This window comes from Flavobacterium sp. TMP13, assembly GCF_050847115.1.
Classification (GTDB): Bacteria; Bacteroidota; Bacteroidia; order Flavobacteriales; family Flavobacteriaceae; genus Flavobacterium.
In genome coordinates, this window is sequence record NZ_CP193656.1 from 2,038,814 (window position 1) to 2,055,638 (window position 16,825).

The window sequence follows — 16,825 nt, forward strand, 5'->3', positions numbered from 1 at the left end:
TTATTTCTGTTGAATACGTTAAAAATAGCGCTTGTTTTTCTAATAACTGGAATCGGCATTTCAGTTGAGGCACAAAATGCATTTTTGCGTGGAGTTGTATTAGATGAGAAACATCAAACCGTAGCAAGCGTAAATATTTTGTGTTTAGGCAAACAAGCGCAATCGCAAGCAGATGGCTCTTTTAGTATTGAGCTGCCTTCTAATAAAAAGGTAAGTGTCATTTTTACCCATGTTGCTTTAAAAATGATTACGCTGGATTTACTGTTGAATACAAATGAATACTTTGTTTTTAATCCTGTAATGAAGGAACGAATTGAACAAATTGGAGAGGTAGTTGTAAGTCAGACTAACTCAAAGAGAGTTGACGGAATTTTAGCTTTAAGCGCTTCTATTGTGCAAAAAATTCCGGGTGCCAATGAAGGAATAGAGAATGTTTTAAAAAGCTTGCCAGGCGTAAATTCTAATAATGAATTGAGCACGCAATATGCTGTTCGTGGTGGAAATTATGATGAGAATTTAGTGTATGTGAATGAAATTGAAATGTATCGTCCTTTTTTGATTCGTTCGGGTCAACAAGAAGGATTGAGTTTTAACAACACCGATTTGGTGCAAAATGTTGATTTTTCAGCAGGTGGATTTCAAGCTAAATATGGAGATAAAGTATCTTCTGTTTTGGATATTACGTATCGAAAACCGACCCAATTTGCCGCATATCTGCAAGCGAGTTTTCTAGGAGGAAGTTTAGGGTTTGATTTTATTTCGAAAAGTAAAAAATGGACTGGAGTTACAGGAGTGCGCTACAGAAACAACAGCTTGCTAGTAAATAGTCAAGAAACGCAAACTAATTATACGCCTTCATTTGTAGATGTGCAGACCAACATAAATTTCCAATCGTCAGATGTATGGGAGTTAAGTTTTTTAGGAGCAATTTCGCAAAATAACTACGAATATGAACCTTTAACAAGAGAAACAAAATTCGGAACAATCGCTAAGCCACTAACTCTCTCCGTTTTTTACCAAGGTCTAGAAAAAGATATTTATAATACTTATTTTGGCGCGGTAAAATCAACACACAAAATTTCGGATGCTGCTACTTTAAAAGTTATCGCATCCTTATACCATACTACCGAACAAGAGCATTTTGATATATTGGGTCAATATCTTTTAAAGCCTACAAATGCAGTAGTTGGAGATGTAGATTATGAAACAGGAATTGGATCGCAACTCAATCATGCGCGAAATGATTTAGATGCTTTAATTGCTTCTCTTGAAATTAAAGGAAATAACAACTGCAATGACAATAGCGTAGCGTGGGGTGCTAAATTTACAAGTGAATCGATTCGTGATCGATTAGTAGAATGGGAAGTAATTGATTCGGCAGGATTTTCGATCAATCTGCCAATTTTAAATTTACCTATTAACGAGCAGCCTTACGCTACTTACACTGGACCTTTACTGCCGTATCAAAATGTTCGTGCGAACAATTCAAATCAAATCAATCGATTTTCAGGATTTTTGCAGTTCAATCGGAAAAGTGAGGTCGGTAGCAGTCAAATTTGGTATAATGCTGGAGTTCGATTTCAAGATTGGCAGGTTTTAGGTGGAGCCGTCAGGGGAGGTAATCAGATCGTATTTAGTCCACGCGCACAATTTGCTTTGCGGCCCAATTGGACTGCTAATATGATCTTCAGGCTTTCTGGCGGATTGTATTATCAACCACCCTTTTACAGAGAATTACGAGACAATCAAGGTGTAGTTCAACCAAACGTAGAAGCGCAGCAATCAGTTCAAATCGTCTTGGGTAATGATTATAATTTTAAGATGTGGCAGCGACCTTTTAAGTTAGTTTCTGAGTTGTATTATAAGTGGCTTGACAATGTTAATGTGTACAGCATTGACAATGTTCGCATTCGATATGCAGCCAACAATACTGCAGTAGCTTATGCAAAAGGAATCGACCTGCGATTAAATGGTGAGTTTGTGCCAGGAACTGAATCGTGGTTGAGTTTTGGTTACCTTAAAACCGAAGAAAATTATCAAAATAAAGGATATATAGCCAGACCAACTGATCAACGTTTGAAATTTGCGATGTTATTTCAAGATTATATGCCTAATTTGCCAAGTGTAAAATTATACCTTAATTTAGTCTATAATACAGGTTTACCAGGAGGTTCGCCGTCCTATAGCGATTCGTACCTGTATCAAAATAGGCTAAAGGACTATCGAAGAGCAGATATTGGTTTTTCAAAGGTTTTTATTGATGTAAATACCATCCAAGCGAAACAAAATTGGTTGAGTAATTTTAAAGAATTATCGATTGGTCTAGAAATCTTTAATTTGTTTAATAATCAAAATGCAATTACCAATACATGGGTTCGCGATGTGTATTCTAAAAACGAATATGCCATTCCTAATTATATGACTTCGCGAATTTTTAATGTTAAAATGAATATGAGACTGTAATTGTCCATAAGACGGTCAACAAAATGCTGTTATTAATCCATAAAATATTTCAAATTCATTACATTTGAAATTATTTTTTAATACGAGATAGATGAAAAAAATACATATTGCTCTTACCGCTCTAACTGTTTTATTTATGGTGAGTTGTAAAGAGGAACCAAAGGAAAAACCGAAAGTAATTTATGACGCGACGAATATGGAAAAAGCTTCCGCTCGTTACGATTCTACTCAAGTTGCAATTGCCGATCTTCCCATTCAAATGGAAGGAACTAATTATTTGATTCATCCTGTTGGAGATTTGCGTGTGTACGAGAGAGGAACAAAATCGAGATATGGTAGCTCTAGCGTTAATGATTTGAGCTTTACTATTTCAAATTTTGGGGAATATGAAATTACGGGCTATTTGCAGAATTTGAAGTTTCAGAAAATTGATTCTGATTCTATTAGACCGCTTACTGATAAACCTGCTTTGATTCTAACAGCTACGTATTTAAAAACGATTGCCGACAGGACAGGTCATCAGGTCATGGTGTATACCATGATTGATACCGATACCAATCGCGATGGAAAAATAGACACTAGCGACATTAAAGCACTGTATTTGAGTGAAAGTAGTGGCCAAAAGTTCACGAAAATGTCTGAAGATTTTCAAGAATTAATAGATTGGAACTTAGTAGAATCTAAAAATCGTTTGTATTTTAGAACTATAAAAGACACAAATAAGAACGGTCAATTTGATAAAAATGATGTGCTTCATTACAGCTATATTGATCTGAATTCCAAAGTGTGGGAAGTGCGGTCGTATCAGCCTATTTAAGATATTGATCTAGATCAAAAACACTAAAAACCATTACTCTATCAATTTGAGTAATGGTTTTTTTTAATTCTATTTGCAAAAAAATAAGATATTTTAAGATAGATTTATATTTAAATCAATATGTCGCTTTCTAGATCTGATTTTTCAATGGTGATATCAAATCCTAAACGCTCCATCAATTCAATTACTAAATTTTTATACCAGTTTTCAGACTTAGGATGAATGTATAGCTTTTCGATAAGGTGTCGAATATCTACATTGATCTTTAAGCCATCGTTCAATTTGATATTGTTTTGAGAAGTGTCTGTTATAATGCGGACTTCTCTTTCATATTGAAAACTTTTACGTTTGAATAAAAAAGGAAAAAACAGATCCTCAAACGGAATGTATTCTTTTTTATAGTCGATATAATTCACTTCACCAATATATTGATCGTAATTGTTCTCTGGTTTCAATGCTTTCTTTAAACGGCCTATGGTAGATTGAATTGCTAAACCTTCGCTGTTTTGAGTGAATATTTGCCACATTGCAAACGATTCATTCTCGTTGATGTGCCAGCTACTAACGGCGACTTTTTCGCGATGTGTTTTATAATATTTTAAAAAATCAGGATTATTTTCTGCTAATTTTTTAATTTCACCAAAAGTGGGTTCGCTAAAAGTTCCTTCATATTGATCTTCAAATTTGTCGGAACGTGACATGAATAATTTTTTAGAAATCAATAAATCTAAAAATTTAGATAGGTCTAAGTATTTCCAAACAATTGTATCGGGATCTGCTGGTAAAGTTATATTGGGATGTGATACGTACATTCTAACAGAAGTATTTTGATACTCTAATATACATCAATTTATTCAAAAGATTGCATCGTTACTAATTTGTTGTACATGCCATTATGATTAATTAACTCTTCATGACTGCCTTGTTCTACAATTTTACCTTTTTGCATGACTACAATTACATCTGCTTTTTGAATGGTTGATAGACGATGTGCGATTACAATGGAAGTTCTATTTTGCATCATGTTCTCTAGCGCCACCTGTACAAACTTTTCACTTTCGGTATCCAATGCCGAAGTAGCTTCATCTAAAATCATAATTGGAGGATTTTTAAGAACAGCACGCGCAATAGACAAACGTTGTTTTTGCCCGCCCGAAAGTTTGTTTCCACTGTCGCCAATGTTAGTCATGATTCCAAGCGGTAAATCTTTTACAAATTCGTACGCATTCGCAATTTTTAATGCCACCAAAATTTCTTCGTCGGTTGCATCTAATTTACCTAATGAAATATTTGCTTTGATGGTGTCATTAAATAAGATACTGTCTTGAGTAACCAATCCCATCAAACCACGTAAGGATTGTAAGTGAATGTCTTTAATGTCGATGTTGTCGATTTTTATAGCACCTTCGTGTACATCGTAAAAGCGAGTTAATAAATTAGCAATCGTACTTTTTCCACTTCCAGATTGTCCAACAAGCGCCACAGTTTGCCCTTTTTTAATAGTTAAAGAAAAGTCTTTTAATACATTTTCTTCTTCATATTTAAAGTTGATGTTTTCAATAACAATTGAATCGCTAAAGTCTGTTTTTTCAATTGCATCTATTTTACTAGTAATTGGATTTTCTTGGTGCAGAATTTCTAAAACACGTTCTGCCGCAGCATCTCCTCTTTTTACTCCATAAGAAGCTTTTGATATCGATTTTGCAGGAGTAAGAATATTGTAGGCTAATCCCATATAAGCGATAAAAGCTGCTCCATTAAGTGTTTTATCAATTAAAACCATTTGGCCACCGTACCACAATAAAATCGAAATCACCATAATTCCCATGAACTCACTTGCAGGAGATGCCAAGTTTTGACGGTTTCCAATGCTGTTTGAAAGTTTAAAAAAGCGTTGTGTAGATTCCTGAAAAATACCATTAAAGTAATTTTCAGAATTGTATCCTTTTACCACCTTTAAACCACCGATCGTTTCTTCGATAGTCGAAAGAAAGTTTCCTTGTTCTTGTTGCGCTTTGGTAGATTGCCTTTTTAATTGCTTTCCAATCAAAGAAATTACATAACCAGAAAGAGGAATAAAAATAAATACAAAAAGAGTCAATTTGGTGCTAATGGTAAGCATTGCAATAATCGTAAAAACAATCGTTAGCGGTTCTTTTACGATCAGTTCTAATATGGCTAAAAAAGAGGTTTGTACTTCGTTTACATCTGCAGAAATACGAGCAATTACATCTCCTTTTCTCTTTTCAGAAAAGAAAGATAACGGCAATTCGAGTGTTTTTTTATACATTGCATTACGCATGTCTCTCAATATACCGTTGCGTAAAAAAGTAATAAAAAACATCGCAAAATAATCGCAAATATTCTTTAGTAAAAAAATAGAAATTACAACACCAACCATTATTGATAATGTATAGCCAACACCGTAATTTGCTGTTGTTGTAGTGACGTAATAGCTTAAAAAATCTTCGGCAAATTGCTTAAATTCCCAGATACCAGTGTAAGTTGGCTTAATTGTGTTTTGCTTGGTTTGATCAAATAAAACCTGAATCATCGGAATCAAAGACATAAACGAAAGCGTACTAAATAAAGCATACAAAACATTAAAGAAAATGTTGAGGTAAGCGTATTTTTTATAAGGATATATAAAAGGAAGTATTTTTTTAATATTACTCATTGTAGGCTATTATTTTTACCATTAAAACCCGACAGTTTTTTAAACATTGTCGGGTTTATTTTAAAACAGAAGTTTGTTAATCTCTTTATTTCAACTGCATTGCTGCAATAATGCTTTTTATTTTTTCGTCTAAATACGTCTCAGTCGACTCATAATCTTCAACAGAATCCAAATGCGTATTAACACTGATGTAAAATTTAATTTTTGGTTCCGTTCCGCTAGGTCTGGCACAAATTTTAGAACCGTCTTCCGTATAATAAATCAAAACATTTGATTTCGGAATAATCATTTCAGTAACTTCATTAGTCAATAAATTGAGTGCTGTTGATGATTGGTAATCTTCGACCATTATTACGCGTTGACCAGCTATTTCTTTTAAAGGATTCTCTCGTAAATCAATCATCATTTGGTTGATTTCCTCAATGCCTTCCATTCCTTTTTTAGTTAGAGAAACCAAATATTCTTTATAAAAACCATTCTCTACGTAAAGTTCAATCAATTCTTTGTATACGCTACTTCCTTCTGCTTTAGCTTGAGCGGCTACCTCACAAATTAGTAAAGTAGCTGCAACCGCATCTTTGTCACGAACGGCATCGCCGACCATAAAGCCGAAGCTTTCTTCGCCACCACCAATAAATTCTAATTCAGCAAAATCCTTAATCATTTTGGCGATCCACTTAAATCCAGTCAAGCCAATTTTGCATTCGACCCCATAACTACTTGTTAATTCCATTATCATGGGAGTCGATACTATGGTAGAACCTACAAACTGTTTTCCGTTAAGTTTACCCGCTTTTTTCCATTGCTTTAAAAGAAAAGACGTCATCAAAACCATCGTCTGGTTTCCATTAAGTAAAATCATTTTGCCCTCGTTGTCACGAACAGCGACACCCAACCTGTCGCAGTCAGGATCTGTCCCCACCACAATGTCAGAATTAGTTTTATCAGCCAAAGCCAATGCCATAGTTAACGCTTCTGGTTCTTCTGGATTGGGAGATTGAACGGTTGGAAAATCACCATTTGGCTCCGCTTGCTCAGGAACAATGTGAACATTTTTGTAACCAGCCGCTGCCAAAGTAGGAGGTACCGATACAATCGAAGTTCCGTGCAGCGAAGTAAATACAATTTGCAAATTGTCTTTTGCTTCTTTTGGGGTATTAAAACTGGCGTGTTCAACCGATGAAGCCACAAAAGCGTCGTCAATAGTTGTGCTTATATATTCAATTAAATTCTCGTCGGCTTTAAATTTAATTTTATCGTAATTCAAACTTTCAATTTCGGCAATAATAGCCGCATCTTGTGGCGGGACGATTTGTCCACCATCTTCCCAGTATACTTTATAGCCGTTGTATTCTGGCGGATTGTGAGAAGCCGTCAAAACGATTCCGCACTGACATTTTAAATATTTTAATGCAAACGATAGCTCTGGCGTCGGACGCAATTCTGAAAATAAATAAACTTTAATTCCATTAGCAGAGAAAACATCAGCAACCACTTTCGCAAGCGTATCGCTATCGTGGCGACAATCGTAAGCAATAACTACTTTTATTTCTTGATTCGGAAAAACTTCATGCAGGTAATTAGAAAGTCCTTGCGTATTTTTCCCCAGCGTATATTTGTTAATTCGGTTATTACCAACGCCCATAACACCGCGCATTCCACCGGTTCCAAATTCCAAATTTTTATAGAAACTTTCTTCCAATTCTTTTGGAGAGGTAGTCATCAATTCTTTAACTGCCGCTTGCGTTTCAGTGTCAAAAGTCGGAGTCAGCCATTCGTTCACAGCTGTTAAAATATTTGGTTCAATATTCATCTGGATGTATCTTTTATATTTAAATAATAATTTTCAGTAGCTTATTCCTGCTATTCACTGTATTTTTTGTGTTGAACCCCAACACAAAAAGATGCCGTTGCTATCAGGGCTAGGCCAGTCGTTATTAATTAACTTCTTTTCCTATTTTATAACGGGCTTCGTTGTTTTTAGTTCGCAATATAATTTCACCTAAGAAACCAGCTAAAAACAATTGTGTTCCTAGAATCATGGTAGTCAATGCGATAAAAAACCACGGATTTCTAGTCACTAAACTATAATGCGGGCCTTCATATAAAGAGTACAATTTCATCACACCAATATAAAAAGCCAATAAAAACCCAATTATAAACATAAAAGAACCCAACGCTCCAAACAAGTGCATCGGTCTTTTGCCAAATCGAGATAAAAACCAAATGGTAATTAGGTCTAGAAATCCGTTAATAAAACGCTCCATCCCAAATTTAGTTTCACCGTATTTTCGAGCTTGATGTTGTACTACTTTTTCACCAATTTTTCCGAAACCAGCATTTTTTGCCAAAACCGGAATGTATCGGTGCATTTCGCCCGAAACCTCAATATTCTTTACAACTACATTTTTATACGCTTTTAATCCGCAATTAAAATCGTTTAATTCTACTCCAGACGTTTTTCTAGCAGCCCAATTAAATAATTTTGACGGAATGTTTTTGGCTACAACCGAGTCGTATCGTTTCTTTTTCCAACCAGAAACTAAGTCGAATTTTTGTTGAATAATCATGTCGTACAAATCCGGAATTTCTTCTGGACTGTCTTGCAAATCGGCATCCATAGTAATGATAACATCACCTTGAGCCTTGGCAAATCCAGCATGTAACGCTTGAGATTTACCAAAATTCTTCATAAAACGAATTCCTTTTACATTTGGATTCTCGTTTGAAAATCCTTCAATTATTTGCCAAGAATTATCAGTACTACCATCATCTACAAAAATGATTTCATAAGAATAATTATGAGTGTGCATAACTTTAATAATCCAATTATAAAGTTCTTGCAGAGATTCATCTTCGTTAAGAAGAGGTATGAGTATGGATAAATTCATTTAAATTAGATGCTTTGCGGATTGTTGTTTTTTAAAACTGCTCCCACAATTAAAGAGTATACTAAACCAAAAAAGGAATACATAGCGAGAGTAACTGGGAAAACAATTAATGGATTCATGAATTTTTTAATCATCGACATTCCCATTTCTACTTCTTTACTGGAAATATTTGGGTTTTTTGAAATCATATCTTGTTTAGAAATATATAAAACTTCATTTATGAATTCTGGAAAGAGAAGATTAAATATTACACTAAAAGCAGCGTAGATAAAAGCGGCTACAAAAGCGATAGAAACACCAGTTTTTAAACATTCAGAAAAACTTATAAAACCATTGTTTACGTTTTTCTTATAATTGTTACAACCTAAATAGATAAAGAATAAAGGTAAAATTAGATAATTTGCAATGTTCACAATAGCACCTGCGCTGGTGTTTACCAATGATTTCATGCCAATTACATACATGACAACAAATTCTAAAATCATAATAACACCAAATAGAACACCATATAAAAGACCTGAATTTGCAGGTGAGACATTTTTTATCATAATTTTATGCTTAGAATTAATCTACAAATATAGTAATTCCCAAAATACAGCGGGCTATAAATTGCTTTTCGAATTTAACTAAAAAAATAAAAGTAAACTGTTGTTTATTGAAAAATAATTGTAAATTTGCAGACTGAAAATAATTAAATTTTAGAACAAAAAAAGAGTGGTTGCATTTACACCTTTTTCTATTAATGAAAAAGCTTCAAAATAAAAACGCTCTAAATATCAAATAAAAAAAAGATGAGAAAAGGAATCCACCCAGAGAATTACAGATTAGTTGCTTTTAAAGACATGTCAAATGATGATGTTTTTTTAACTAAATCTACAGCAGATACAAAAGAAACAATTGAAGTTGATGGAGTTGAGTATCCAGTTGTAAAAATGGAGATTTCTAGAACTTCTCACCCTTTTTATACTGGTAAATCTAAACTTATCGATACTGCAGGACGTATTGACAAGTTTAAAACTAAATACGCAAAACACATTAAAAAAGACTAATTTGTTTTTTTATAATACAAAAGCCTTCCATTCGGGAGGCTTTTTTTATGCTTTATTTTTCGTGTTTTATGTCTTTAGTACGAATCAAACTACTCAAAAACTTTGTAACTTTGCCCCGTATTTATAAATAACCACTCATAAATAACCAAACAATACGGTATGAACTATATTCTTTTTGATGGCCCAGCACGAGATGCTTTGTTGCCTTTTACTTTTACGCGACCCGTCGCTGATATCCTAATCGGTATTATGACCATTCGCGAAAAGTGGGAGATGCGTTTGGGATCTACTATTACAACTATTACTGAAGAGTACTTATCACAGAAATTTCCAATGGTCGAAGTGGAAGAGAACGTCATGATAAATGCCTCATTTTTGCCCACAGCCAATTTGGTTGAAATGATTCAAGATTTAAAGGAGAATCAAGCCATTTACAAAGGCGAAGATATAATTGCTTTTTACACTACAGAAAATCAAGAAGAAGTAGATTTGGACGCTTACGAGATTTTACAATTTTCAGAAGATTGCATTACAGTTCAAAACACTTGGGATATTTTCTCTAAAAATAATGCTGCGATTTGCCAAGATTTCGAATTCGTAACCGCAGACAGAAAATCACAGCCAATTCCTAAAAGTGTTAATGTTATTGCGCCAGAAAATATTTTTTTAGAAGAAGGGGCTAAGTTAGAATTTGTAACTCTTAACGCTTCTACCGGACCTATATATATAGGTAGGAATACAGAAATTATGGAAAATGCCGTTATTCGTGGACCTTTTGCGTTATGTGAAAGTGCTTCTGTGAAAATGGGAGCCAAGGTTTACGGCGCTACAACCGTCGGGAATGGCTCTAGAATTGGAGGTGAAGTCAAAAATTCAGTTATTTTTCCAAATTCAAATAAAGGGCACGAAGGTTATTTAGGAGATTCTGTTGTAGGTGAATGGTGTAATTTGGGTGCAGATACTAACAACTCTAACCTTAAAAACAACTATGAAGAAGTGAAATTGTGGAGTTATGAGACCGAAGGATTTGCTAAAACAGGACTGCAGTTCTGTGGTTTAATGATGGGTGATCATAGTAAATGTGGTATAAATACCATGTTTAATACCGGTACAGTTGTGGGCGTCAGTGCAAATATATTCGGGACTGGATTTCCTCGTAATTTTATCCCAAGTTTTTCTTGGGGTGGTGCTGCTGGATTTACTACTTACAATACTAAAAAAGCTTTTGAAACTGTAAAATTAGTCTTAAGTCGTCGTAATATTGCTTTTGACGCGGTCGAAGAATCTATTTTAGAACACGTTTTTGACGAGACTAAAAAGTGGCGTAGAGATTAAATTAAAAGTAACTAAAATAAAAAGAGCTTTTCCGTAATATGGTAAAGCTCTTTTTGTTTTATTGCGAATTTATAATGGATTTACTCTTCAGTATGATGTTTTAACAATAATTATGTAAATTTAGATGCGTTTTTAATAGTTTTATAATTCTTCGGTATTGGTTTTTAAATTTTTAATATGATTATCTATTAGTTTTTTTTCTTTAGATGTTATAGTTTTATACCAAATTTTTATTTTTTGAAAGATTTTATTGCATTTTTAATAATTATAAAATAACAGATTTGTTGTATGGAAGAAATTGTAACGTTTTTGAATGATATCATATGGAGTAATGCTTTAATTGTATTGTGTTTAGGAGCAGGTCTCTATTTTTCATTAAGAACTCGATTTCTTCAAGTACGTCATTTTAGAGAAATGTTTCGCTTGTTATTTGATGGTGAAAGTTCAGAATCTGGCGTGTCCTCTTTTCAAGCGTTGTCGATGTCTTTGGCTGGTAGAGTAGGTACAGGAAATATCGCAGGTGTAGCTACTGCTATTGCTTTCGGTGGACCTGGCGCCTTATTCTGGATGTGGACGGTAGCATTTTTTGGTGCTAGTACGGCATTTATAGAAGCAACTTTAGCACAAATTTATAAAGAAGAAAATAAAGGATTGCTACGTGGTGGACCTTCTTTTTATATTGAAAGAGGTTTAGGAGTAAAATGGTTCGCTACTGCTTTTGCGATTGTAGCTGTAGTTGCCATGGGAATTTTATTACCAGGTGTACAGGCCAATTCGGTTGCTGAAGGAATACAAAATGCTTTTCAATTGGACTCATGGATCACGGGTATTTCATTGGCAGTTATTTTTGCTGCAATTGTTTTTGGAGGAGTTAAACGTATAGCGAAATTTACGGAGCTAATTGTTCCTTTTATGGCAGCAGGTTATATTATTGCGGCTATTATAATTATCGCGGTAGATATTGATCAATTGCCTGGAATCATCTCCTTGATCTTCAAAAGTGCTTTCAATCAAGAAGCTGGTTTCGGTGCTGTATTTGGTTTAGCCGTACAGTGGGGAGTAAAAAGAGGAATTTATTCTAATGAAGCAGGTCAAGGTTCGGCACCACATATTGCTGCAGCGGCAAATGTGTCTCATCCTACGAAACAAGGATTGGTACAAGCTTTTTCGGTTTATATTGATACACTTTTGGTTTGTACAGCTACCGGATTTATGATTTTAATTACGGGAACTTATAATGTGCAAAACCCTGCGTTTGGATCTAAAGGAGAATCAGAGTTTTTATATACAGGATTGGCTAGTGTGAGTCCTGGTGCTGGTTATACGCAAAGTGCGATGGACACAGTTTTTCCGGGTTATGGTTCTTATTTTGTTGCTATCGCATTGTTTTTCTTTGCCTTTACAACTATTTTGGCTTATTATTATATTGCAGAGACTAATGTTTCGTATTTGACACGTAAGTTAAAATCACCATTTTACAATCATTTATTGCGAGCAGTAATGATTTTAGTTATCATTTACGGAAGTGTAAATACAGCAAAATTGGCATGGGATATCGGTGATTTAGGAGTTGGTTTAATGGCGTGGTTTAATATTATTGCCATTTTAATTTTGCAAAAACCTGCTTTGGCAGCTTTAAAAGATTACGAAAAACAACGAAAAGCAGGAAAAAACCCAATTTTTAATCCGAAAGATATTGGTGTTGATAATGCGCCGCTTTGGGAAGAGTTGTATGAGAACAGAAAATTGTAATAACTTTTCGATCAATATAAAAAAATCCGATAAGCATTCTATCAAGATGGTTATCGGATTTTTTCCTGGTTTAAAGAATAAATTTATGGTTGTGCAATTATAAGAGTATCCAATTGTCTACTTCTCTAATTAATCTATCTTTGCAACTTCAAAAAAAATCAATCAACGTAATGATTACAGTAAATGATATTTCCGTTCAATTTGGCGGGACCACACTTTTTAGCGATGTTTCTTTTGCTATTAATGAAAATGATAAGATTGCCCTAATGGGAAAAAATGGCGCGGGAAAATCGACTTTGCTGAAGATTATTGCTGGTCAAAGTAAACCTTCTACCGGAAGTATTTCTACGCCAAAAGATGCTGTTGTTGCTTATTTGCCGCAGCACTTACTAACGGTGGACGGAGCTACTGTAATGGAAGAAGCATCAAAAGCTTTTGGTGAGATCTTTAAAATGAAGTCTGAAATAGATGAAATCAACGAACAGTTAACTGTTCGTACCGACTACGAAAGTGATGCGTACATGAAGTTAATTGAACGAGTTTCTGACCTAAGTGAGAAGTTTTACGCAATTGAAGAAGTAAATTACGAAGCAGAAGTAGAGAAAATTTTAACTGGGTTGGGATTTGTTCGCAAAGATTTTAGTCGACAAACTTCAGAGTTTTCTGGAGGATGGAGAATGAGAATTGAATTAGCTAAAATTTTATTACGCAAGCCTGATTTGATTTTACTAGATGAGCCAACCAATCACATGGATATCGAAAGTATACAATGGTTGGAAGATTTTTTGATTAATTCTGCAAAAGCAGTCGTAGTTATTTCCCACGACAGAGCGTTTGTAGATAATATTACAAATCGAACTATCGAGGTGACAATGGGACGTATTTACGACTACAAAGCAAAATACAGTCATTATTTAGAGCTTAGAAAAGACCGACGCATTCACCAACAGAAAGCGTACGACGAACAGCAAAGGATGATAGCGGATAATAGAACTTTTATCGATCGTTTTAAAGGGACTTTCTCTAAGACAGACGCCGTTCAGTCTCGTGTAAAAATGCTCGAAAAATTAGTGATTGTTCAAGTGGATGAAGTGGATAATTCGGCATTAAAATTAAAGTTTCCGCCGGCTGCGCGTTCAGGTCAATATCCGGTTATTGTTAAAGACTTGACAAAAGCGTACGGAGATCATGTGGTTTTTAAAGATGCTAATATTGTCATTGAAAGAGGTGAAAAAGTGGCTTTTGTTGGTAAAAATGGCGAAGGAAAATCGACTATGATTAAGGCTATCATGAAAGAAATTGGTATTGATGGTGGAAGTTTAGATATAGGCCACAATGCGCAAATTGGATATTTTGCTCAAAATCAGGCTTCTTTATTAGATGAAAATGCAACTATTTTTGAAACTATAGATAATATTGCGGTTGGAGATGTGCGTACGCAAATCAAAAATATTCTTGGTGCTTTTATGTTTCAAGGTGACGACATTACCAAAAAAGTAAAAGTGCTTTCGGGCGGAGAAAAAACGCGTTTGGCAATGATAAAATTATTGCTAGAACCAGTAAATTTATTAATTTTAGATGAGCCTTCCAATCACTTAGACATGAAGACTAAAGACATTATTAAAGATGCTTTGCGTGATTTTGATGGCACTTTAATCTTAGTTTCGCACGACCGTGATTTTCTTGATGGATTAGCTACCAAAGTTTTTGAATTCGGAAATAAACGCGTAAAAGAACATTTTGAAGATATTTCAGGATTCTTAGCGCACAAAAAAATGGAGAATTTAAGCGAAATTGAAAAATAAAAAAGATGCAATAGTATTAAAAAAGGCAAACTAATTAAAGTTTGCCTTTTTTTTATTGTTAAAAGTGAGTTTACAGTCTAATTCCGGGAGGTAGGAGTTCTTTATACGATGGGTTTTTTTTGAAAAACTGAACAACTCTAGGGTAAGTAGGAACAACTTTTAAACGTTGTTCGGTAGCAGTTTCTAAGATGTTTTTAATTAGATTATCAATAAAAGGTTCATTTTTAAATTCTTCGGGAGTGTTTATTTTGGTTAAGAATATTTTTCTATCTTGAAAAGAATATTCAACGCTAATCATTCCTTCTGTTACTGTGGTTTCAAATTGTCTTGCAAAAGTGTTGTCTTTAATTTCAATAGCTGTAATTGGTTCCATAACTTTTATTTGTTTTTTTGAATTTATGCTTTTAAGAGCAAATTATAAGAAAATTATACTCTTTGTTGGTTCTAATAAACCAACAGCTCTCAAAGTCTATTTTGAGTTAATTTAGCAAGTGCAAAGTTAAGTGTTTGAAAGTCAAACACAAAGTGTTTTAACATCTGATTTCTCAGTCTGTCCGAAGGAACAAGCGACCCTTAAAATGATTTGGGCGATTATAAGTAACCAATAGAAGCTTTAGAAATTAGGTGCTTCTATCAAAAAACTTTAAATTTATGGTTCTTAGAAGTTTAAAATCTGTGAAATAATGACACCAAAAATCCCCGTTTATTTTATGCCTGGTTTGGCTGCGAGTAGTTTAATTTTTGAACGAATTAATCTGCCCGACGAATTTGAAGTTCATCTATTAGAATGGGCTATTCCCATGGAAAATGAGTCACTTTCGGCTTATGCAAAACGAATGACGTTGTCTATTAAGGAAGAAAATCCAGTTTTGATCGGCGTGTCTTTTGGTGGAATTTTGGTTCAAGAGATGGCGGAACACATAAAAGTGAAGAAGGTAATCATTATTTCTAGCGTTAAAAGTAATAAAGAATTGCCGCTTCGAATGCGAATTGCAAAATCTACTCAAGCATACAAATTAATTCCTGTACGATTGTTGGCAAACGTTGAGAGTTTAGCGAAGTTTTCTTTTGGAAAAAAAATAAACAAACGATTGGTTTTGTATAAAAAATATTTATCCATTCGCGATTATAAATATCTAAATTGGGCTATTCGAAGTGTTATTCTCTGGGAGAGAGTTGTTGCAAATCCGAACGTAATTCATATTCATGGAGATTCAGACGACGTTTTTCCTATAAAATGTATTGATAATTGTATCGTTGTAAAAGGTGGTACTCACATTATGATTTTAAATAAATTTCGTTGGATGAATGATAATCTACCTGATTTTATAAGAAAGTAATTAATTTTCTACAAGTGGTAAAACAACCGAATTGTTTTTTAATCGTACGGTATTAATCATAGAGATAAAATTTTTATAGCTCTGTTCGGTTGCTTGTTCCAAAGTAATATTTCCCATGAATGGATTGCTAATTCGGTTAATACTTAGCACTTTTTGATTGGAATCAATAAAATAGGAGGTTGGGAAGCCTAAAGTATTTTTTAGCCGCGTTACTAATTCATAATTTTCATTCTCACTAGTGTCCGTATAGCAAATTTGAATTTTTTTATGAAAAAACCGAGACGTTTTTTGCAAGTCAGCTCTGGTTCCCCAAAAGAAAACTAAAACTTCTAAGTCGCCATGCTGTTCTTCAACAATTTTGTTGAGTGCCGGAATATCTCCTTTATTTATAATGCACCAAGAGGCATAGGTAATGATAAAGACGGGTTTGCCTATTTTGCTAAGCGTAATTTTTTTGGAAGAAAGATTTTTTACTGTAAAATCGTCAAATTGTGTTCCGACTAATTTATAGTTCACTAACGAATCAAACAACCGAACTCCTTCTGTGAAATTTTGATCTCTAAAGGCTTTGTTACTCGCTTTGATATACGGACGTATATTTAACTGCAAAGCGCGTGAAAAAGCAACATTAGTATTTTGTCCATAACTAATAGAAAAACAAAGTAAGAGTAGTGTAGAAAATACCTTTTTTAACAT

14 protein-coding genes are annotated in these 16,825 nt (G+C 34.1%); 7 read left to right on the plus strand and 7 right to left on the minus strand.

Going from position 1 to position 16,825, the window contains the following annotated elements; genetic code table 11:
* Positions 1-9: 9 nt before the first annotated feature.
* Both ACRASX_RS08975 and ACRASX_RS08980 read left to right on the plus strand, forming a co-directional pair.
* Complete coding sequence (locus ACRASX_RS08975) at positions 10-2,463, plus strand: TonB-dependent receptor (RefSeq protein WP_432220954.1); 2,454 nt, start codon at positions 10-12, stop codon at positions 2,461-2,463.
* 91 nt (positions 2,464-2,554) lie between these two features.
* Positions 2,555-3,280: a hypothetical protein gene (locus ACRASX_RS08980; protein WP_432220955.1), complete on the plus strand. Its 726-nt coding sequence runs from the start codon at positions 2,555-2,557 to the stop codon at positions 3,278-3,280.
* Between the two features lie 110 nt (positions 3,281-3,390).
* On the opposite strand, the gene ACRASX_RS08985 is transcribed toward ACRASX_RS08980, so the two are convergent.
* The 5 genes from ACRASX_RS08985 to ACRASX_RS09005 form a co-directional block, all read right to left on the minus strand.
* Positions 3,391-4,092, minus strand: a complete 702-nt coding sequence (locus ACRASX_RS08985) for a DUF2971 domain-containing protein (protein WP_066307498.1) — start codon at positions 4,090-4,092, stop codon at positions 3,391-3,393.
* A 38-nt stretch (positions 4,093-4,130) separates the two neighbouring features.
* On the minus strand, positions 4,131-5,957 hold the full coding sequence (locus ACRASX_RS08990) for an ABC transporter ATP-binding protein (RefSeq protein WP_432220956.1): 1,827 nt from the start codon (positions 5,955-5,957) through the stop codon (positions 4,131-4,133).
* Between the two features lie 85 nt (positions 5,958-6,042).
* Positions 6,043-7,770, minus strand: coding sequence for a phospho-sugar mutase (locus ACRASX_RS08995; RefSeq protein ID WP_432220957.1), 1,728 nt, complete (start codon positions 7,768-7,770; stop codon positions 6,043-6,045).
* Between the two features lie 124 nt (positions 7,771-7,894).
* Positions 7,895-8,848, minus strand: a complete 954-nt coding sequence (locus ACRASX_RS09000; protein ID WP_066307493.1) for a glycosyltransferase family 2 protein — start codon at positions 8,846-8,848, stop codon at positions 7,895-7,897.
* A 5-nt stretch (positions 8,849-8,853) separates the two neighbouring features.
* Positions 8,854-9,396, minus strand: coding sequence for a DUF4199 domain-containing protein (locus ACRASX_RS09005; protein WP_432220958.1), 543 nt, complete (start codon positions 9,394-9,396; stop codon positions 8,854-8,856).
* Positions 9,397-9,639: 243 nt separating this feature from the next.
* On the opposite strand from ACRASX_RS09005, the gene ACRASX_RS09010 reads away from it, so the two are divergent.
* The 4 genes from ACRASX_RS09010 to ACRASX_RS09025 all read left to right on the plus strand — a co-directional run bounded on the left by ACRASX_RS09010 (position 9,640) and on the right by ACRASX_RS09025 (position 14,789).
* On the plus strand, positions 9,640-9,897 hold the full coding sequence (locus ACRASX_RS09010; protein WP_066307487.1) for a type B 50S ribosomal protein L31: 258 nt from the start codon (positions 9,640-9,642) through the stop codon (positions 9,895-9,897).
* 159 nt (positions 9,898-10,056) lie between these two features.
* Entirely contained in the window at positions 10,057-11,232 is a 1,176-nt protein-coding gene (locus tag ACRASX_RS09015; protein WP_432220959.1) for a GlmU family protein, read from the plus strand.
* Between the two features lie 288 nt (positions 11,233-11,520).
* Entirely contained in the window at positions 11,521-12,984 is a 1,464-nt protein-coding gene (locus ACRASX_RS09020) for an alanine/glycine:cation symporter family protein (RefSeq protein WP_432220960.1), read from the plus strand.
* Positions 12,985-13,154: 170 nt separating this feature from the next.
* The gene (locus tag ACRASX_RS09025; protein ID WP_432220961.1) at positions 13,155-14,789 is read left to right on the plus strand and encodes an ABC-F family ATP-binding cassette domain-containing protein; all 1,635 of its coding nucleotides are present in this window, start codon (positions 13,155-13,157) and stop codon (positions 14,787-14,789) included.
* A 70-nt stretch (positions 14,790-14,859) separates the two neighbouring features.
* Here ACRASX_RS09025 and ACRASX_RS09030 read toward each other — a convergent pair whose 3' ends face one another.
* Positions 14,860-15,162 carry a GNAT family N-acetyltransferase gene (locus ACRASX_RS09030; RefSeq protein ID WP_231739544.1) on the minus strand — a complete coding sequence of 101 codons (303 nt, stop codon included), beginning with the start codon at positions 15,160-15,162 and terminating at the stop codon, positions 14,860-14,862.
* 310 nt (positions 15,163-15,472) lie between these two features.
* Between ACRASX_RS09030 and ACRASX_RS09035 the strand changes: the two genes are divergently transcribed.
* The gene (locus tag ACRASX_RS09035) at positions 15,473-16,129 is read left to right on the plus strand and encodes an alpha/beta fold hydrolase (RefSeq protein WP_231739541.1); all 657 of its coding nucleotides are present in this window, start codon (positions 15,473-15,475) and stop codon (positions 16,127-16,129) included.
* Here ACRASX_RS09035 and ACRASX_RS09040 read toward each other — a convergent pair whose 3' ends face one another.
* Positions 16,130-16,825, minus strand: coding sequence for a TlpA family protein disulfide reductase (locus ACRASX_RS09040; protein WP_432220962.1), 696 nt, complete (start codon positions 16,823-16,825; stop codon positions 16,130-16,132).